General features: G+C 62.6%; 15 protein-coding genes and 1 tRNA gene. 7 read left to right on the top strand and 9 right to left on the bottom strand.

Annotation, left to right across the window (positions count from 1 at the left end):
• Positions 1-28: 28 nt before the first annotated feature.
• Entirely contained in the window at positions 29-484 is a 456-nt protein-coding gene (locus tag BN1143_RS01405; RefSeq protein WP_080689407.1) for a YchJ family protein, read from the bottom strand.
• Positions 485-615: 131 nt separating this feature from the next.
• Here BN1143_RS01405 and BN1143_RS01400 point away from each other — a divergent pair, with 131 nt between their 5' ends.
• From BN1143_RS01400 to BN1143_RS01385, 4 genes are all read left to right on the top strand, one after another.
• A complete protein-coding gene (locus BN1143_RS01400; RefSeq protein ID WP_005300314.1) occupies positions 616-2,283 on the top strand; it encodes a methyl-accepting chemotaxis protein in 1,668 nt (555 codons plus the stop codon).
• 130 nt (positions 2,284-2,413) lie between these two features.
• The gene (locus BN1143_RS01395; RefSeq protein WP_005300317.1) at positions 2,414-3,625 is read left to right on the top strand and encodes an ROK family transcriptional regulator; all 1,212 of its coding nucleotides are present in this window, start codon (positions 2,414-2,416) and stop codon (positions 3,623-3,625) included.
• On the top strand, positions 3,622-5,205 hold the full coding sequence (locus BN1143_RS01390) for an ATP-binding protein (protein ID WP_042049373.1): 1,584 nt from the start codon (positions 3,622-3,624) through the stop codon (positions 5,203-5,205). The genes BN1143_RS01395 and BN1143_RS01390 overlap by 4 nt, the downstream gene beginning before the upstream one ends.
• Positions 5,206-5,871 carry a response regulator gene (locus BN1143_RS01385; protein ID WP_042049372.1) on the top strand — a complete coding sequence of 222 codons (666 nt, stop codon included), beginning with the start codon at positions 5,206-5,208 and terminating at the stop codon, positions 5,869-5,871. It begins immediately after the preceding gene.
• Between the two features lie 78 nt (positions 5,872-5,949).
• Here BN1143_RS01385 and BN1143_RS01380 read toward each other — a convergent pair whose 3' ends face one another.
• The 6 genes from BN1143_RS01380 to BN1143_RS01350 form a co-directional block, all read right to left on the bottom strand.
• Positions 5,950-7,482: a tripartite tricarboxylate transporter permease gene (locus BN1143_RS01380; protein WP_042049371.1), complete on the bottom strand. Its 1,533-nt coding sequence runs from the start codon at positions 7,480-7,482 to the stop codon at positions 5,950-5,952.
• Between the two features lie 9 nt (positions 7,483-7,491).
• Complete coding sequence (locus tag BN1143_RS01375; RefSeq protein WP_005300329.1) at positions 7,492-7,953, bottom strand: tripartite tricarboxylate transporter TctB family protein; 462 nt, start codon at positions 7,951-7,953, stop codon at positions 7,492-7,494.
• A 57-nt stretch (positions 7,954-8,010) separates the two neighbouring features.
• A complete protein-coding gene (locus BN1143_RS01370) occupies positions 8,011-8,976 on the bottom strand; it encodes a tripartite tricarboxylate transporter substrate binding protein (RefSeq protein WP_042049370.1) in 966 nt (321 codons plus the stop codon).
• Positions 8,977-9,207: 231 nt separating this feature from the next.
• On the bottom strand, positions 9,208-10,725 hold the full coding sequence (locus BN1143_RS01360; RefSeq protein WP_042049368.1) for an MltF family protein: 1,518 nt from the start codon (positions 10,723-10,725) through the stop codon (positions 9,208-9,210).
• Positions 10,726-10,922: 197 nt separating this feature from the next.
• Positions 10,923-12,608: an aspartate:alanine antiporter gene (locus BN1143_RS01355; RefSeq protein ID WP_010634129.1), complete on the bottom strand. Its 1,686-nt coding sequence runs from the start codon at positions 12,606-12,608 to the stop codon at positions 10,923-10,925.
• A gap of 774 nt (positions 12,609-13,382) precedes the next feature.
• A tRNA-Asn gene (locus tag BN1143_RS01350) sits at positions 13,383-13,458 on the bottom strand.
• Positions 13,459-13,594: 136 nt separating this feature from the next.
• Here BN1143_RS01350 and uvrB point away from each other — a divergent pair.
• The 3 genes from uvrB (at position 13,595) to BN1143_RS01335 (ending at position 16,681) form a co-directional block, all read left to right on the top strand.
• Entirely contained in the window at positions 13,595-15,607 is a 2,013-nt protein-coding gene (gene uvrB, locus BN1143_RS01345; protein ID WP_042049367.1) for an excinuclease ABC subunit UvrB, read from the top strand.
• Entirely contained in the window at positions 15,604-15,861 is a 258-nt protein-coding gene (locus BN1143_RS01340) for a YkvA family protein (protein ID WP_010634127.1), read from the top strand. The genes uvrB and BN1143_RS01340 overlap by 4 nt, the downstream gene beginning before the upstream one ends.
• Positions 15,862-16,027: 166 nt before the next feature.
• Positions 16,028-16,681 (top strand): DedA family protein, encoded by a 654-nt coding sequence (locus BN1143_RS01335; protein ID WP_005300347.1) that lies wholly within the window; start codon positions 16,028-16,030, stop codon positions 16,679-16,681.
• A gap of 253 nt (positions 16,682-16,934) precedes the next feature.
• Here the strand turns inward: BN1143_RS01335 and dsbB are convergent, their stop codons facing one another.
• The gene (gene dsbB, locus BN1143_RS01325; RefSeq protein ID WP_005300350.1) at positions 16,935-17,456 is read right to left on the bottom strand and encodes a disulfide bond formation protein DsbB; all 522 of its coding nucleotides are present in this window, start codon (positions 17,454-17,456) and stop codon (positions 16,935-16,937) included.
• 86 nt (positions 17,457-17,542) lie between these two features.
• A complete protein-coding gene (nhaB, locus tag BN1143_RS01320) occupies positions 17,543-19,123 on the bottom strand; it encodes a Na(+)/H(+) antiporter NhaB (protein WP_005300353.1) in 1,581 nt (526 codons plus the stop codon).
• Positions 19,124-19,423: the final 300 nt, after the last annotated feature.

Genomic DNA, 19,423 nt, shown 5'->3' with positions numbered 1-19,423 from the left:
CCCCCTCTGTCGACACGAGTCACGGCGCTCAGCCGCAGCACTTCTTGAACTTCTTGCCGCTGCCACAGGGACAGGGGTCGTTGCGCCCCACCCGCAGCGGTGCCGGATCCTGTTCGCCATCGGTATAGACCCAGCGCCCCTGATGGCGTACGAAACGGGATCGCTCATGGAGGCAGTGGCGCTCTTCACCCTCCATAAACCAGGCCTTGAACTCCACCATGCCAAGGGTGTCAGCGGGGCCGCCCTGGCTGGCGAGGATCTCGAGCCCGTCCCATTGGGTGTCGGTCTGGGAGAGCTGCTCCGCGGTCAGCCCGTTCAGATAGTCAGGGTGCCAGCTGTGTACCAGATACTCCCCCAGTCCCAGCACGAAGGCGCTGTAGCGCGAGCGCATCAGCTGCTCCGGGGTCTGGGGGGCGGCCCCCTGGTGCAGTGATCCACAGCACAAATCGAGAGAAAGAGTTGAACTGCAAGGGCATTTGTTCATGTGACTGGCCATCTGAGTCGATAGAGATAGAGGGCGGGGATTGTAGCGAAAGCGGGTCCCCGTCGACCAGCATCCTATACTGGTCTGGTAGGAACGGAACACTCATAAAAACAGCTGCAAGGATGTAAAAGATGACGCTAAAGCAGAAAATCCTGTTGTTGGGAGCCGTCCCCGTGCTCCTGATGGCCCTGGTGGTCAATCTCAGCAACTACATGATTGCAAAGAGTGATCTGGAAGCCGATCTGGTGGTGGCGCGGGAGAATGCGATCAAGGATCGCAAGGAACTACTCAGCAGCTATCTGATGCTGGCCAAGACGGCCATCGATGCCGTCTACAGCCAGCCGGACAGCCCGGCGGTGCGCAAGCAGGTGATCGAGATGCTGCGTCCACTGCGCTACAGCAGCGACGGCTACTTCTTCGTCTATGACTTTCAGGGCACGGCGATACTCTTGCCTCCCCGTCCCGAGATGGAGGGCAAGAACCGCTGGCAAGACAAGGATGCCAAGGGCAAGCTGCTGATCCAGGAGATCGTCAAGGCGGCGCGCCAGGGGGATGGTTTCTCCGAATACTGGACCGCCAAGCCCTCCATCGGTCGGGACGCCCCCAAACTCTCCTTCAACCTGGTACTCGACAAATACCAGTGGATCATCGGCACCGGTTTCTATATCGACGACATCGACAACGAGCTGGCGGCGCTGCGTACCGTACGCGAGAGCAACATGCGTGACTCGCTGCAGAGCAGCGTGCTGCTCATTCTGGTCATTCTGGGGGTGACCCTGGCCGCCACCGTGGTGATCGGCAACCGGGTCACCCGGCCGCTGGCGGACGCGGTATCGGCCCTCAACGACATCGCCGACGGGGAGGGGGATCTGACCCAGCGCCTCAAGGTACAGAGTCACGACGAGATCGGTCAGCTGGCCACCGCCTTCAACCGTTTCGTGGCACGGATCCAGTCGGTGGTGAGCCAGGTGGGGGAGACCAGCAACCACCTGTTCAGCGCGGTGGAGAAGCTGCACCACCTGAGCGAGCACTATGACCATCAGATGCACGGCCACAGCCGGGAGACGGATCAGGTGGTCACCGCAGTGACCGAGATGAGCTCCACCGCCCAGGAAGTGGCGGCCAGCGCCTCCAACGCCGCCACCGCCACCAGCGATGCGGCGCGCGAGTCCGATGCCGCCCGCGGCGTGGTGGGCACCGCCATCAACAGCATCAACCGGCTGGTGGGCGAGGTGCACACCGCCTCCGGCGTCATCGAGCAGCTGGCGCAGGAGACCGCCAAGATAGGATCCGTGGTGGAGGTCATTCGCGGCATTGCCGAGCAGACCAACCTGCTGGCGCTCAACGCCGCCATCGAGGCGGCCCGGGCCGGCGAGCAGGGGCGCGGCTTTGCAGTGGTGGCGGATGAAGTCCGTTCGCTGGCCGGCCGCACCCAGCAGAGCACCAAGGAGATCAACGAGATGCTGCAGCGTCTGCAGGGCGGGGTGAAACAGGCGGTTGACGTGATGCAGGCGAGCGAGGATCGCAGCCAGGAGACGGTGCAGGAGGCGAGCCACATCGCCACCTCCCTCGACAGCATGGTGATGGCGGTCAGCACCATCAACGACATGAACATCCAGATCGCCACCGCCGCCGAGGAGCAGCATGCGGTCTCCGAGGAGATCAACAAGAACCTGGTGGCCATTCAGCAGATCGTCAGCGAGCTGACCGATGCGGCGGTCGAATCCAACAGCACCACCCGCGATCTGGCCAGCACCGGGGACAAGCTACGCAAGCTGGTCTCCCAGTTCCGCTACTGATGGGATGACAAGAGGGGATATCCCTCACAAGATGCGGCCTGGCCCCCGGTTCAGGCCGCACTTTATTTGGGGATTGATCAATAATGTGTGAAAATTGTCGCCCTCTGTGTCAGCTGTTGCCCCTTACCCTATGAATGAGATCGTGAAAGGCAGTATCGATTTGATCCGTCAGCTCAACTATGGCCTGGTCTACGCCAGCCTGGAGGAGCACAAGGAGCTGTCCCGTACCGATCTCTCCCGCCTGACCGGCCTCTCGCCTGCCAGCATCACCAAGATCACCCGCGAGCTGCTGGACGGCGGTCTGGTGGTCACCTGTGGCGAGAGCTCGGTGGGGCGCGGTCGCCGCCAGACCCTGCTGCGCATCAACGAGCGCCGCTTCCAGTTTCTCTCCATGCGCCTTGGTCGCGGTTATGTGGACATGGCGTTGTTCGATCTGGCCGGCCGCTCCCTCGCCCGCCATCGTCACGTGTTCAGCGAAGGGGAGCGCGCCGACCTGCTGGCCAGCCTGGTGCGGGCCATCGAGGGCTTCTTGCCCAAAAAAGCGCTGCGTCTGGCCTGCATCGCCCTCTGCCTGCCGGGGCAGGTGGAGCGCCACTCCGGCATGGTCAAGCACTTCCCCTTCTACGATCTGCGCAACTGGCCGCTTGGCCCGACCCTGCAGGAGGCTTTCGCGGTGCCGGTGCTGGTGAGCGGCGACGTGCGCACCTGGATCCAGGCCGAGCGTGAGTGGGGAGCCGCCAAGAACTGCGCCGATGCGGTGCTGGTGTTCGTACACAACGACATCGGGGTCGGCATGGTGGTCAACGGCCAGCTTATCGAGAGCGAGAACGCGCTGCTCGGCGATCTCAGCCATCTGCAGCTCGAACCCTACGGTCAGCGCTGCTACTGCGGCGGCTTCGGCTGTGCCTGCACCCTGGTGACCAATCAGGCGCTCGAAGCCCAGTATCGGGATCTGCGCGAGCGGATGCAGGAGCACGATCTGCCCGAGAGCGTCACCATTCGCGAGCTGTGCGAGCTGGCGCTGGCGGGCAACAGCCTCTGTCAGGACATTCTCCATCAGGCGGCTGGGCGGCTCTCCCGGGTGCTCTCCAACCTCATCTGTCTGCTCAATCCGGGCAAGCTGCTGCTGGGGGGGGAGATCACCCGCGCCGATCGGCTGCTGTTCCCCATGCTGCACCAGTCGCTGGCCAGCCAACTGCCGGCCGAGTACCTGGTACGGTTGCAGATCGAGTCCACCCACTTCTACGAAGATCCCACCAAGCCCACCTCGGTACAGGTGCACAAGGCCCTGCGCGACGGCAGCCTGCTGCTCGACTTGTTGCGAGGCGACAAGGAGGCATGAGGCTGGGGTTGCAAGGACGCATCCTGCTCATACTCTGTCTGGTCAGTCTGCTGCAGCTGGTGCTGCTGAGCGGGGCCAGTTACTACTATGTGTCCGAGCAGCGCTACCGCGAAGTAGGGGATCAGGCCCTCGACGTGGCGCGACTGGTGGCGCGGGAGTCCGGTGTCATCGCCGGGGTGAAACGGGCCGACACCGCCCGCCTCAATGTGCAGGTGGAGCGGATCCGCGCCGAGGTGGGGGCGAGCTACATCGTCGTCGGCGATAAGGAGGCGCGCCGACTGGTGCACCCCAATGCGGATCGCATCGGCCAGCCCATGATGGGGGATGACCCGCAACGGGCCTTGCAGGGGGAGTCCTACATCTCCCGCGCTCAAGGATCCCTCGGGGTCTCGGTGCGTGGCAAGAGCCCCATCCGCGATGAGCTCGGTCAGATCATCGGGGTGGTGTCGGTCGGTTATCTGGTGCGGGATATCGAGGCGGATCTGCAGGGCTTTCTGCATTTCGGTCTTGCCATGACCTTGCTCATCGTGCTGCTCAACAGCCTGGCCGCCACCTGGCTGTCCCGCCGTTACAAACGGGCGCTGCTGGGGTTCGAGCCCGAGCAGATGGGGCGTCTCTACACCGAACTCGACTGCACCCTGCGCACCGTGCGCGAGGGTATCCTCACCATCGACGAGCAGGGGCGGCTCACCTCCCTCAACCCCAATGGCATCCGCTTGCTGCGTCTGGACGAGGCCACCGCCCGGGCCGCCATCGGCCAGCCGGTTACCCGGCTGCTGCCGGAGAGCCGCATGCTCTCCCTCATTCAGGATCCGCGCCCCCAGTTTGATGAAGAAATTGTGCTCAACGGCCAGTCCCTCATCGTCAACCGGCTGCCGCTGGTGCGGGACGGCAAGCTGATCGGCGCGGTGTCGAGCTTTCGGCGCAAGGACGAGCTGGAAGAGCTCAGTGCCCAGCTCTCTCAGGTGCAGGCCTACAGCGATCTGCTGCGGGTGCAGACCCACGAGCACCACAACCAGCTCGGCACCATCGCCGGGCTCATCGAGCTGGGCGCCACCGGCGAGGCGCTCGCCTTCATCGGGCGGGAGGCGGCCACCGAGCAGAGCCTGCTCAACTTCCTGATGACCGCCATCGCCAAACCCAAGGTGGCCGGCCTGCTGCTTGGCAAGTACCACAGGGCCCACGAGCTGGGGCTGGTGCTGGAGGTGGACCCGGATTCTCGCCTGCACGACATCCCCCTTCGCGTCAGCGGCTCCCAGCTGGTGACGGTACTGGGCAACCTCATCGACAATGCCTTCGAGGCGACCCGCCGCCACGGCGCCCCCTACCAGCCGGTGCGGGTGGCCCTGAGCGATCTCGGCCAGGATCTCATTCTGGAGGTGGAAGACGGGGCCGGCGGCATCGATCCTGCGCTGGCGGATCGGCTGTTCGAGCGGGGGGTGAGCAGCAAGGCGGAGCCTGATCACGGCATCGGCCTCTCTCTGGTGCGCAAGACCCTGGATGCCCTGCAGGGGCAGATCACCATTGAAGCCACGGCGCAGGGAAGTTGCGTCGTCTGTTACATTCCCAAGGAGGTGTGAGTGATCAAGATCCTGATCGTCGAGGACGATCCGGCCATCGCCGAGATCCACCGCCGTTTCGTGCAGCGGCTGGCAGGTTTCGAAGTATTGGGGGTGGCGCTCACCCTGTTCGATGCCAGGGAGCAGATCGCCATCCTCAAGCCCGATCTGGTGCTGCTGGATGTCTGGCTGCCCGATGGCGAGGGGTTTGCCCTGTTGCGCGAGCTGCGCCAGGCCGGGGCCAGTCTGGACGTCATCCTGCTCACCGCGGCGCGGGAGGCCGCAGCCCTGCAGGAGGCGATGCGGCTCGGGGTGGTGGATTTCATTTTGAAGCCCGTGGTATTCGAGCGGCTGCGCGACACCCTCGACAAATATTGCCAGAGCCGCGCCGCCCTGGCGGCCCTGGCGGACATCGATCAGCAGGCGGTGGACGCCCTGTTTGGCACGCCGTTGCAGCAGGTGGCGGCGGGTGGCCTGCCCAAGGGGATCGACGGCCTTACCCTGCAGCGGGTGCTGGCGGCCTTGACCCAGCAAGGAGCCAGCGCCGAGGAGATCGGCGGCCGGGTCGGGGTGAGCCGCACCACGGCGCGCCGCTATCTGGAGTTTCTGGTGGGCCAGCAACTGGCGAGTCCGGAGCTGGAGTACGGCACCGTCGGCCGGCCGGAGCGGCGTTATCGCCAGCCCTGACTGGCGTAACTCCCCATCCTGTCTTGCCAATAAAAAGAGCGCCTGTCGGCGCTCTTTTGCTGTGTGAGATCCGCCAACTCAGCTTGGCTCGGATTGCAGTGTGGCGGCCGGTGCGCGGCGTGCCTGCCACCACTGCCACAGCGGCAACAGCAGCATCACCAGGGTGATCACCGTGAAGGCCAGGGTGATGGGGCGCTCCCACAGGAAGCTCAGGCTGCCGTCGTTGATCACCAGGGCCCGGCGCAGGTTGTCCTCCAGCATGCCCCCCAGGATAAAGCCGAGCAGCATGGGTGCCATGGGGAAGGTGAGCAGGCGCAGGCCGATGGCGATCAGTGCCACCAGGGTCATCACGTGGATGTCCATGGTGTTGAAGGAGACCAGATAGACCCCGGTCAGGGAGAACAGCAGCACCATGGGGATCAGCACGGGGCGCGGCACCGCCAGTACCTTGGCCAGATAGGGGATGAGGGGGAGGTTGAGGATCAACAGCACCACGTTGCCCAGGTACATGGAGATGATCACCGACCAGAAGACGTCCGGATGCTCCATGAACAGACGCGGGCCCGGCTGGATGCCGTAGGCCACCAGGGCGCCCAGGATGAGGGCCGTGGTGCCGGATCCCGGGATCCCCAGGGTGAGCAGGGGCACGAAGGAGCCGGTGGAGGCGGCATTGTTGGCCGCTTCCGGCGCGGCCAGACCGCGCAGGCTGCCCTGGCCGAACTGCTCCTGGCGCTGCTTGCCGGCGATGTTGCGCTCGGCGCCGTAGGCCATGAAGGCGGCGATGGTGGCGCCGGCCCCCGGCAGCACGCCGATGAGAAAGCCAAGCACCGAGGAGCGGGCGATGGGGGGCGCTATCTCTCTGACCTCCTCCTTGCTCAGCTTGAGGCTGCCGAGCTGCTGCATCTGCCTGGCCTCTTCCTCGCTGTTGTCCTTGCCGGGGCGCAGCACCGCCATCAGGATCTCCGCGAGGGCAAAGGTGGCCATGGCCAGCAGCAGGAAGGAGAAGCCGTCGCGCAGGTCCGGCAGGCCGAAGGTGAACCTGTCCACCCCGACGCTGCGGTCGATGCCGATGGTGGAGAGCATGATGCCGAACAGCGCCATGATCAGCGCCTTGAGCACCTGCCCCTTGCCGGCAAAGGCCGCCACGGCGGAGAGCCCCAGCACCATGAGGGCGAAGTAGTCCGCCGACTGGAAGGAGAGGGAGACTTTGGCCAGCAGGGGCGCTGCCACCATCAACATGATGGCGGAGAGGGTACCGCCGGTGAAGGAGGCGTAGGCGGCGATGGCCAGCGCCTTGCCCGCCTGTCCCTTGCAGGCCAGCGGATAGCCGTCGAAGGCGGTGACCACGGTGGCGGAGCAGCCGGGGGCGTTGATCAGGATGGAGGAGGTGGAGCCACCGAAGATGGCGCCGTAATAGACGCCGGCCATCAGGATGATGCCGGAGGAGGGGTCCAGGCCATAGGTGATGGGGATCATCAGGGCGATGGCGGTGACCGGGCCAAGGCCCGGCAGCATGCCGATAAAGGTGCCGATGAAGCAGCCAAGCACCACCATCATCAGGTTGACCGGCAACAGTGCGGTGCCGAGTCCTTGCAAGATTCCGTCTAACATGGTGACTCCTTAGAAACCGAGCAGGGTGAACAGGCGACCCGGCTCCAGATAGACGTTGAGCCCCTTGGTGAGCAGGGCCCAGAAACCGATGGAGAAGGGGACGCTGATCATCAGGCCGTAGCGCAGGCTGGGCTCACCCAGTACCCGGATGCCCACGCTCAGGAAGGCGATGGTGGAGAGCACGAAGCCAAACCAGGTGAGCCCCAGTCCGTAAATGACCATGAGCCCGAGCAGGATGAAGACCCGGCGCCAGTCCCCCTCTTCCCGGCGCAGGGGCTCACCCCCGGGAAAGAGCACCAGCAGCAGGGAGAGCAGCGCCCCGATCCCGGCCAGGGCATAGGGTAGGGTACTGGCGGTGAAGGGTTCGTATTCGTCGCCGGGGTAGCCCGGTATCTCGGTGGCGTAGTAGCCATAGGCGAGGGAGAGCAGCAGAAACAGCAGGCCCCCCAGTCGCTCCTTGGTGATGTTCATCTCTTGACTCCAACATGAGCGGCGGGCCTGTGCCCGCCTGCGATGTGACAACGAGGGTTACTTGATGAAGCCGAGCTCGCGCATCAGGCCGCCGATCTGCTGCTCCTGGCCGTCGAGGAAGGCGGTGAACTCGGGACCCGACTTGTAGAGGTTGGTCCAGCTGTTGCGGCTGCGGACCACTTCCCACTCCGGCTTGTCGTACATCTGCTTGAGCAGGGCGGCAAACTCGGCGGATTTCTCCGGGCTGATGGTGGGAGAGGCGAAGTAACCGCGCCAGTTGGCGAAGATGGTGGGATTGTTCTGCTCGCTGAAGGTGGGGATCTGCTCCGCCCCCGGCAGGCGCTTGTCGGAAGTGACCCCTAGGATCCGCATCTGGCCCGACTTGACCGCTTCCATCGCCTCGCCAAAGCCGGTGGAGATGGCCTGGGTCTCCCCGGCCAGCACGGCGGCCATGGCGCTGCCGCCGGCATCGTAGGCGACGTAGCGCAGCTTGCTGGCGTCGGCACCGGCATTCTTGAAGGTCAGGGCGGCGACCAGGTGATCCAGGCTGCCACGGGCGGAGCCCCCGGCGATCTTCACCTTGGCCGGGTTCTCCTCGTAGGCGGCCAGCAGCTGGGCCCAGTTCTGATAAGGGGAGTCCGCCTTGACCGCCAGCGCCTGGTAGTCGGCGATGATGGCGGCCACCGGGGTCAGGTCACGGAAGGACTGGGGCAGTTCCTTGGAGAGGGATTTGACGATGATGGGGGTGGAGTTGACCATCAGAGTCTTGTCGGACTGGGCCGAGGTCTCGATGAGGTGGGCGATGGCCTTGGCGCCGCCACCGGCGGACATGTTCTGATAGGAGACGGTCTTGACCAGACCGGACTTGGCCAGCACTTCACCTGTGCCGCGGGCCGTGGTATCCCAGCCGCCGCCAGCGCCGCCCGGGATCAGGAAGTGGACTTCGTTGATCTGGGCGTGGGCGCCGAAGCTCAGTGCGAGCAGGCTACCGATCAGGGTGCGCTTGAAGGTTCCTTGCAACATGGTGCTCTCCTTGTGATTGTTGCGGGAAGGTTAATTAATCATGTCTGGCTGGAAAACAATCTGACCGTAATGGCTATTAAGGCTGTTGTGGCCATTTTGTTCATTCTGGTCACGACAGGGAGTACTGCTCGCTCATGGCAGGCCGGAAGGGGGCAGGCTGCACTGCGCCGCCGGCTGAAAAGGCGCGAGGCTCCCCGTCAGAAGGGGAGCCTCGCGAAAGAGGGAGCTGACTTATCCCTGTGATGCGGGTGCGACGGAGACCTGGTCGCCGCTGGCTCCCTGCTGCTTGAGGGCTTCACTCGCCTGCTGCTTGCGCTGCAACTGCTCCACCACCAGCTTGTAGGCGATGTAGTACTTGTAGATGTTGCCCACGTAGGTCACGGTCTCGGGCCCTATCTTCTCCGCCGCCACGTACTCGACGTTGTGAAACCAGACGTTGGGATCCAGTCCTCGTTTCTTGGCCTCGGTGCGCAGCCGTGCCACCCGGGCGGGACCGGCATTGTAGGAGGCGAACGAGAAGAGCGCCTTGTCGAGGGCTGTCATGGGCTCGTCCGCATAGTAGTGGTCGATCATCCAGCGCATGTATTTGACGCCGCCATGGATGTTGGGCTCAAGCTGGCGGATGTCGCCCACCTTCAGGCCCTTGCCGGTGGCGGGCATGATCTGCATGATGCCGATGGCGCCGACGTGGCTGCGCGCCTGATGGTTGAGGGCCGACTCCTGGTAACCCTGAGCTGCCATCAGCAGCCAGTCCACCTCGTATTTCTCGCCATACGCGCGAAACAGATCCACCACTTGCAGAAACTTCTTGCGCTCGGCCTCGGCGGCGGCGCTCTTGACGAACTTGTTCTGCTTGAGATAGCGGGCGAGGAGCTCGTCCCCGGTCGCCTTGCCGCGCAGCGCCTTGATCTGTTCGTTGAGCATGGCCAGCAGTTGCGGGCTCTCCTTACGCACCGCCCAGGCGATGACGCCCCCTTGCCGGAACACCGGCTGTTCATGGAGCCGGATGGCGGGAAAGATCTTCTGCCAGAAGCGAGCCTTGTGCTCGTCCATGACTATGAAAGGGAGCAGGCCGGCGTTGACCATCTCCACCAGATCTTCGTCCTCCAGTGCCTCGGGGGCCGGCTGAATGTCGATGATCGGCTCTCCCCCCGCCTTGCGTGCCTGGTTGTAGGCCATGAGGCTCTCGAAGTAGCTGGAGGAGGGGCGCACGTAGATGCGCTGGCCGGCCAGGTCGGCGGCACTTTCCACCTTGGGGGAGAGGGGGCCGGAGATGAGCAGCTCCCGCACGTTGTCGAGCAGGGGAGCGGTGAATGCCACGCCCTGCTCCTTGCGCTTGTCCGTGATGGTGAGGTTGGCTGCGGCGATGTCACCCTTGCCCGCGATGAGGGCATCCAGCAGGGCTTCGCGTGCCACCGGGATGAAGATCAGGTGCAGCTTGAGATGGCGCTTGAGGTTCTTTTGCTTGCGCAACTGCTCGTTGAGCCGCTTCTCCAGCAGCATGAAGGCGTCATAGGTGACGCCCCGCTGTATCCCCTTGTCGATGAAGTAACCTGTCTTGTTGTAGGTGGTGAGCACCCGGATGGAGCGCCGTGCCAGCATGGCATCGAGATCGCCAAGCTGGGGCTGGGCCAGCTGGTCGCTGTTGAACGTCAGTGCGGCCGGCTCGGCGTCGGTCTGCGTTGGCGTTGCGGCCTGCAGCGGGCCGCACAGCAGTCCGCACAGGAGGAGGATCCATAACCGCGTCATGATACTGCCCTCGTCTGTTTCATTGAGTGTAAGCGGCATGGGGCGGGCGCCTTAGCTCATTGGGTTTGCTCGGCGGGGGGTGGATAGCACCATAGGCCCTATCCGATGAGGGGTCGGCGAGCGGGGGAAGTGGTGGACAGAGCAGAGAATAAAAAGGGGAGCCTCAGTGGCTCCCCTTTGACGACACTTGGTCGGCGCTAGAACCAGAAGCCGATGATGAAGGAGCCCGCCAGGGTCAGCATGACGTTGGCCACCGCATAGGTGCCGGCATAGCCGAGCGCCGGGATGGAGCTGTTGGCCGCCTCGTTCACCACGTCCATGGCCGGGGCGCAGGTACGGGCCCCGGTGATGGCACCGAGCAGCAGGGCCGGGTTCATCTTCAGCACCCAGACGCCGAACAGATAGCCCACCAGCACCGGCAAGGTGGTCACCAGCATGCCGGAGAAGAGCACCACCATCCCCACTTCGCTCAGGTGATCCAGGATGCCGCCACCTGCTTTGAGGCCGGTGCTCACCATGAATACCGCCAGACCGAGATCCTTGGCCAGACGCAGGGCGCCCGGTGGCACATAGCCGACCGTGGGGTGGTTGGCGCGCAGGTAGCCCATCAGGATCCCCGCCAGCAGCAGGCCGACGGCGTTGCCGAGGCCAAACTCCAGCTGGCCGAACACCAGGGAGACGGAGCCAATCAGCAGGCCCAGCACGAAGAAGGTGGTGAAGGCCACCAGATCCGTGGTCTGGCTGTGAATGCTGATGAAGCCGATCTTGTTGGCCAGCAGCTTGACCCGCTGCTTCTCGCCACTGATCTGCAGCACGTCGCCCTTTTGCAGCATGATGTTGCGATCGAACGGCATCTCGATCTGGGAGCGCACCACCCGGTTGAGGAAGCAGCCCTTCTCGGTGAGGTTGAGCTCCACCAGATGGCGACCCACCACAGCGTCGTTCTTCACCACGATCTCTTCGGTGACGATCTGCAGGTCAAGCAGGTTGCGGTCGAACACCTCCTTGCCGTTGCGGTAGTTGACGTCGAGCTTCTCGTGACTCTCTGGGTAGCCCACCAGGGCGATCTCGTCCCCTTCCTGAATGACGGCGTCACCATCCGGACTCGCCAGGATGCCGTTGCGGCGGATCCGCTCCACGTAGCAGCCGGTGTGAGGATAGATACCGGTCTCGCGCAGGGTGCGACCACCGATCCAGGCCGCCAGTTCGGGGCCGACCCGGTAGGCGCGGATGATGGGCAGGTAGGTCTTGCGGCTCTCGTTGTCGGAGAGACCGCGCTCGCGGGCGATCTTCTGCGCCTCGGTGTTGAGGTCGAGCCGTGCCAGCGAGGGGAGGTAGCGCACCACCATCATCAGGCCCACCAGTCCCACCAGGTAAGTCAGGGCATAGCCGATGCCCATGTTGTCGAGCACCGACTGCATGTCGGTTTGATGGGGGAGGTTGAGCAGGCCGCTGCGCAGGGCATCCTGAGCCCCCACCAGCGCCGGGGTCGAGGTGAGCGAACCGGCCAGGATGCCGGCGGCCATGCCCGGCCCCAGGTTGAAGAACTTGGCCAGTCCCACGGTGAGGAAGAGGGCGGTCAGCAGGATCACCAGGGTCAGGGTGATGTAGTGGATGCCGTCGCGCAGGAAGACGCTGAAGAAGTGCGGCCCCGCTTCGATCCCCACGCAGAAGATGAACAGCATGAAGCCGACGTTCTCCGTGGTGGTGCTGAATTCGAAGCCCATCTGGCCGAACAGCAGGGCGGTAAACAACACGCCTATGGTGTTGCCTATCTGGAAGTTGCCGACCCTGACTTTGCCGAGCAGCAGGCCGAAGGCCAGTACCACGAACAGCAGCAGGGAGTCGCTTTGATGTAGCAGTGTCACGAAATCTATGGTCATGCCCGGAAAAACCGAGGAAAAAAGTGGGGCCGACATTGTGCCGGATCCCTCACCAATAAAGAAGCGTCAAAGGCGCATTAATCGGTACTAACCCGCCACCGCCCTCGGGGTCATGAGGGTAACTGGGGGGCACCTGCGGCAATGACCTCTATTTCTCTCTGCCAGCCCCGCTGTCAATTAGTGATTCCTGCTATCTGTGATCCTCGTCTTTGGGGGCCGCTTGAAATTTTACGCTCTGCTGTTTGGTCGGCTGATTTGGCTCTCTGGCAGCATTTTTGACTGATGGGCATGGGATGAGTCTGGCGGTTGGTCGCGACCCGCCCGTGCAGGGTGACCCATCTGTGGCGGGATGGCGAAAAGATATCTGTAAAAAGCATCTGATGGGGGCACTGGCGACCCATTCGGGGGGCGCGGCAAAAACAGCAGAAAATGAGGTTGGCGAGTCAAACGTGCCAGTCTTGCCGGCAACGGCCTGCCAGCCTAGGCCGTCATTGGCTTTGGCCTACTTACCCACAGAAACTGTGGATAACCCTGTTCATGAAACTTGGTGATCAGGCTGTAGCCCGCGCCAATACTGGGCTGCAAGGGCTGTTCAAAAAATACCGGATAAAGATTGTTTCTATAAAAATCAAATAGTTACGCGCAGCAGAACAAAACGCTGTCGAGGCGGATGGGGGAGAAAAAGGGAGAGGTCACCGCAGGGTGCGGCTTGTGCATTAAAATTGGTAAAGGAAAGCACTAAAGTGGATAACTTGCACCGAGATGGTGAGGAATTGGCTCCCCCGACTGGACTTGAACCAGTGACATACGGATTAACAGTCCGCCGTTCTACCGACTGAACTACGGGGGAACATCAGGCAAGGAGGAGCATCATACAGAGGTCGCATTTCGAGGTCAATAGCCGCTTCTTCTGCCAGAGTGGATACCCAGGCCACCCCATCTCGGAGTACACTTCTGCTCTTGCGTATTTTTTGCCGGGAGTCGTCATGAGCAAGTTATTCAAGCTGGCCAGCCAGTTTCAACCCGCCGGGGATCAACCGAGGGCCATTGCCCAGCTGCTCGACGGTATCGAGTCCGGCCTTGCCCATCAGACCCTGCTCGGGGTGACCGGTTCGGGCAAGACTTTCACCATGGCCAATGTGATCGCGACTCTCAACCGCCCGACCATGATCCTGGCTCCCAACAAGACCCTGGCAGCCCAGCTCTACGGAGAGATGAAGGAGTTCTTCCCCGACAACGCGGTGGAGTATTTCGTCTCTTATTACGACTACTACCAGCCCGAGGCCTATGTGCCGACCACCGACACCTTCATCGAGAAGGATGCCTCCATCAACGATCACATCGAGCAGATGCGGCTGTCGGCCACCAAGGCGCTGCTGGAGCGGCGCGACGTGGTGATCGTCGCCTCGGTGTCGGCCATCTACGGCCTGGGGGATCCGCAAGCCTACCTCAGCATGATGCTGCACCTCAAAGTGGGGGACGTCATCAACCAGCGGGACATATTGCGTCGCCTCGCCGAGCTGCAATACACCCGCAACGACATGGCCTTCCAGCGCGGCACCTTCCGGGTGCGGGGGGAGGTGATGGACATCTACCCCGCAGAATCGGACAAGCTGGCCCTGCGGGTGGAGCTGTTTGACGAGGAGGTGGAGCGCCTCTCCCTGTTCGATCCGCTGACCGGCGCCATCGAGCAGACGGTGGTGCGCTACACCATCTACCCCAAGACCCACTACGCCACCCCGCGCGAGACCATCCTGGGGGCCATCGAGCACATCAAGGAGGAGCTCAAGGGTCGGCGCGAGCAGCTGTTGTCCCTCAACAAGCTGGTGGAAGAGCAGCGCATCAGCCAGCGCACCCAGTTCGACATGGAGATGATGCAGGAGCTGGGCTACTGCTCCGGCATCGAGAACTACAGCCGCTACCTCTCCGGCCGCGCGCCGGGGGAACCGCCGCCCACCCTGTTCGACTATCTGCCGGGGGATGGCCTGCTCATCATCGACGAATCCCACGTCACCGTGCCGCAGATCGGCGCCATGTTCAAAGGGGACAGATCCCGCAAGGAGACTCTGGTGGAGTACGGCTTCCGGCTGCCGTCGGCGCTGGATAACCGGCCGCTCAAGTTCGACGAGTTCGAGGCGCTGATGCCGCAGACGGTGTTCGTCTCGGCGACCCCAGGCCCTTACGAGCTGGACAAATCCGGCGGCGATGTGGTGCAGCAGGTGGTGCGCCCAACCGGTCTGCTCGACCCCGAGGTGGAAGTGCGGCCGGTCAGCACCCAGGTGGACGATCTGCTCTCCGAGATCCGCAAGCGGGTAGCGGTGGAGGAGCGGGTGCTGGTGACGACGCTTACCAAACGGATGGCGGAGGACTTGACCGAATACCTGGCGGATCACGAGGTGCGGGTGCGCTATCTGCACTCGGACATCGATACCGTGGAACGGGTGGAGATCATCCGCGACCTGCGTCTGGGCAAATTCGACGTGCTGGTGGGCATCAACCTGCTGCGCGAAGGCCTCGACATGCCGGAGGTCTCCCTGGTGGCCATCCTGGATGCTGATAAAGAGGGCTTCCTGCGCTCCACCCGTTCGCTTATCCAGACCATAGGCCGGGCGGCGCGCAACCTCAACGGCAAGGTGATCCTCTACGGGGATACCATCACCAACTCCATGAAGGTGGCGATTGAAGAGACCGAGCGGCGCCGCGCCCTGCAGCACGCCCACAACCTGGAGCACGGCATCACGCCGAAGGGGCTCAACAAGTCCATCGGCGATGTGATGGACATGGGGGGCAGCCGCACCACGGGCAAGGCCGGCAAGGGGAGCCGCAAGGCCGCCGAGCCGCAAGGGGAGTACCACGCCCGCTCCGCCAGCGAGATCGCCAAGGAGATCAAACGGATGGAAGAGCAGATGTTCCAGCATGCGCGAGATTTGGAGTTCGAACAGGCGGCGGCGCTGCGGGATCAGATCCAGCGGCTGCGCGGCGAGCTGATCGAGTCATGAGCGCCCGACGCTGGCTCATCTGGCGGCGGTTGCGTCGCCTCTATCAGGGCTTTCGCCATCCTGCCACTCCCTGGTGGGCCAGGGGGCTAGTGATCCTGGTGCTGCTCTACGGCATCAGCCCGGCGGATCTGGTGCCCGACCTGGTGCCGCTGGTCGGCTGGCTTGATGATGCCACCCTGTTGTTGCTCCTCTTGTGGGGCTGGGAGCGCTGTCTGCCGGCGCCGGTGCGAAAGGATCTGGAGAGCGTCTCCTGAGCGGTCAGGGCACGACAGGTTTGCGATATCGGGGGGAGGCTGAGGCGGGATAAACGGTTTCATTCGAGCGACGCCTGGCGGCGAGCACAGGAGGCAGTCCACAGCGATTGTGGCCTGCCTGGCATTGGCGTAGACTCCACGCCGTTCACATCATGAGTATGGAAAAATGGATCTGATCCTCTTTGCAATCGACTTTATCCTGCACGTTGACGTGCATCTGAAAGAGCTGTTTGAAAACTACGGTATCTGGGTTTACGCCATCCTGTTTCTCATCATCTTCTGCGAGACCGGACTGGTGGTCACCCCCTTCCTGCCGGGTGACTCCCTGCTGTTTGCCGCCGGTGCCCTCACCGTGGGCAGCGTGCTGGACGTGCACACCCTGGCGGCCGTGTTGATCATCGCTGCCGTGCTCGGCAACGTGGTGAACTACACCATAGGTCACTTCTTCGGCGAGCAGCTGTTTCGCAACCCGGACTCCAAGATCTTCCGGCGGGACTATCTGGACAAGACCCACGCCTTCTACGCCAGACACGGCGGCAAGACCATCATCATCACCCGCTTCCTGCCCATAGTGCGCACCTTCGCCCCCTTCGTGGCGGGCATGGGGGCCATGACCTATCCGCGCTTCCTGGCGTTCAATCTGGTGGGAGGGCTCTTGTGGGTGATCTCCTTTGTCTACGCCGGCCACTTTTTCGGCAACCTGCCGGTGGTGCGTCAGAACTTTACCCTGCTCATCTTCGGCATCATCGGTATCTCGCTGCTGCCCATGGTGATCGGCATGGTGAAAGCCAAGCTCAACGCCGGCAAGGTGGCTTCCTGAGTCAGCCTTGTTGGCCGTGTCATGAGAAGGAGCCGCAGGCTCCCTTTTTTGTTTGAGCATGGTGCTGATTACTGATTTCTCACTGATGAGCCTGGAGGAAAGGCCAATCGGCGAGCAAGCAGGCAGTCACCAGGATGGCTGGCAGGGGAGCGAGACGTTGAAGAGCGATATCAGAGCTCAAGACGCCGCCCGCAGTCTTCATGAAAAAGGGAGCCACTGGCTCCCTTTTCGCGACGGATGATGTTGATCCGACCTAGTTGCAGCAGCGCCCCTTGACCAGGTTGCCGATGGCCACCACAACGAACACCAGCAAGTAGGCGGCGAAGATGGCCACCAGCCACTGGGGCATGGAGAAGCTCAGGAACTGCCAGCTGACCTCGCTGCAGTCGCCATCCGGGAAGAACATCCAGGGGATCCACTGATCCAGCGGTGCCCAGCTCGGGAAGTCGACAAACCCTTCGCAGACATTGAAGGGAGAGGGGTTCACCTGATAGTCCACATGCTTGAGCGCCAGTTTCAGGCCCCAGAAGGCACTGGCGCCCCACATCAGCAGGGCGCTCCAGCGCACATACCATTTCTGCGGAGCCACCATGCCGAGCAGCGCCGCCATGAGGACCCCGAGAGTGGCGAGCCGCTCATAGATGCACATGACGCAGGGATGCAGACCCAGCACGTGCTGGAAGAAGAGGGCGCTCAACTCGAGGAACAGGGCGGAGGCTGCAAGCAGGCCCCATGCCAGGCGATGGGCGGCTATACGGCGCAGAAACTCAATCATCTGGTTGATCTCACAGAAAAAACAGTGGCTGAATTAGAGCAGAGCAGGGGCCAAAAAGAAAGGGCCCAGGCGGGCCCTCATGGCACTCAGTAGAGTGCGGACAGTACCGCAGGCGCGGCGTTGTCGAGCGTCAACCAGCCGGCCTGATAGTACCAGTCGGTGAGCGGGCCGAGCAGAAACTCCACCGAGAAGAAACCCACCAGACCCAGCACCAGGGTATAGGGCAGCGCCATCCACACCATCCGGCCGTAGGAGAGGCGCAGCAGCGGCGCCAGTGCCGACGTCAGCATGAACAGGAAGGCAGCCTGGCCGTTGGGGGTGGCTACTGACGGCAGGTTGGTACCGGTGTTGATGGCCACCGCCAGCAGTTCAAACTGCTCGCGGCTGATGGCATTGTTGAGCAGGGCGGTCTTCACCTCGTTGATGTAGACGGTGCCGACGAAGACGTTGTCACTGACCATGGAGAGCAGGCCGTTGGCCAGGTAGAAGAGCGCGAGCTGGGCGTCCGGCTCGGCCGCCAGTACCCATTGGATCACCGGCTTGAACAGCTGCTGATCGATGATGACGGCGACCACGCTGAAGAAGACGGCCAGCAGGGCGGTAAAGGGCAGTGCCTCCTGGAATGCCTTGCCGAGGGAGTGCTCTTCGGTGATGCCGGTGAGGGAGGTGGCCAGTACGATGACCGACAGACCGATGAGACCCACCGCCGCCAGGTGCAGGGCAAGCCCCAGAATGAGCCAGAGGGCGATCACCGCCTGCACGATCAGCTTGGCCTTGTCCTGAGCGGTGCGCTCAGCCTCTTCATAACGGTTGTAATCCTCCATGATGCGACGTACCGCGTCCGGCAATTTGGCGCCATAGCCAAACCAGCGACACTTTTCGACCAGGACGCAGGTCAGCAGACCGCAGATAAACACCGGAACCGTGACCGGAGACATGCGAATGGCGAATTCGACGAAGTTCCAGCCGGCCTGTTCACCGATGATCAGGTTCTGGGGCTCTCCCACCAGGGTGCAGACGCCACCGAGGGCAGTACCGATGGCGGCATGCATCATCAGGCTGCGCAGGAAGGCACGGAAGTCATCCAGGTGCTGACGATTGAGCTCGTTGACGGTGCCATCATCGGTGTAATCGTGGGAGTGGCCAAACTCCTTGCCGGAGGAGACCTTGTGATAGATGGCGTAGAAGCCGGTGGCGACGCTGATCACCACGGCAATCACGGTGAGGGCATCGAGGAAGGCTGACAGGAAGGCGGAGACCAGACAAAACGCCAAGGATAGCATCGTTTTGGAGCGGATCCGGATCAGCAGCTTGGTGAACACGTAGAGCAGCAGCTGCTTCATGAAGTAGATGCCGGCCACCATGAACACCAGCAGCAGCAGCACTTCGATATTGGCGACCAGTTCGTGTTTGACCTGCTGTGCCGAGGTCATGCCGATCAGCACTGCCTCGATGGCCAGCAGGCCGCCGGGTTGCAGCGGATAGCACTTGAGGGCCATGGCCAGGGTGAAAATGAACTCGACGACCAGCAGCCAGCCGGCCATGAAGGGATCGAGATAAAAGGCGATCGGGTTGATCAGCAGGAATAGAAGAATAGCGGCCTTGTACCACTGGGGGGCGTTGCCTAGAAAGTTCCTGGCAAAGGCTTGCCCTAAGCTGATTGGCATAATAATGGGTCTCTGTTTTGTGGTTGGTATCTGCGTCTATGCAGTCAAGACAGGCTCGACCAGAACATCCGGATGTTGTCCCTTATCAGATTGATTCCTCATGATTTTAATCAAAAAGAGCATTAACTATAAATAACATAGTCGCCCTTGCCCATGAGTATGGTGGTTTTATGGACAACACAGGGGTTGGCTGGCACCTATTGCCGGCTGAAATACATTTTTTTAACAAAATCACCCGCCGATGTGAGCAGAGGACTGACCTTCTGCTTGCCAGCCCTCCCTGCTTTGCTATTATTCGTG

The organism is Aeromonas dhakensis (genome assembly GCF_000820305.1).
Lineage (GTDB): Bacteria > Pseudomonadota > Gammaproteobacteria > Enterobacterales > Aeromonadaceae > Aeromonas > Aeromonas dhakensis.
The sequence above is the reverse complement of the archived record's forward strand: the minus strand, read 5'-3'. Positions and strand labels throughout refer to the sequence as shown.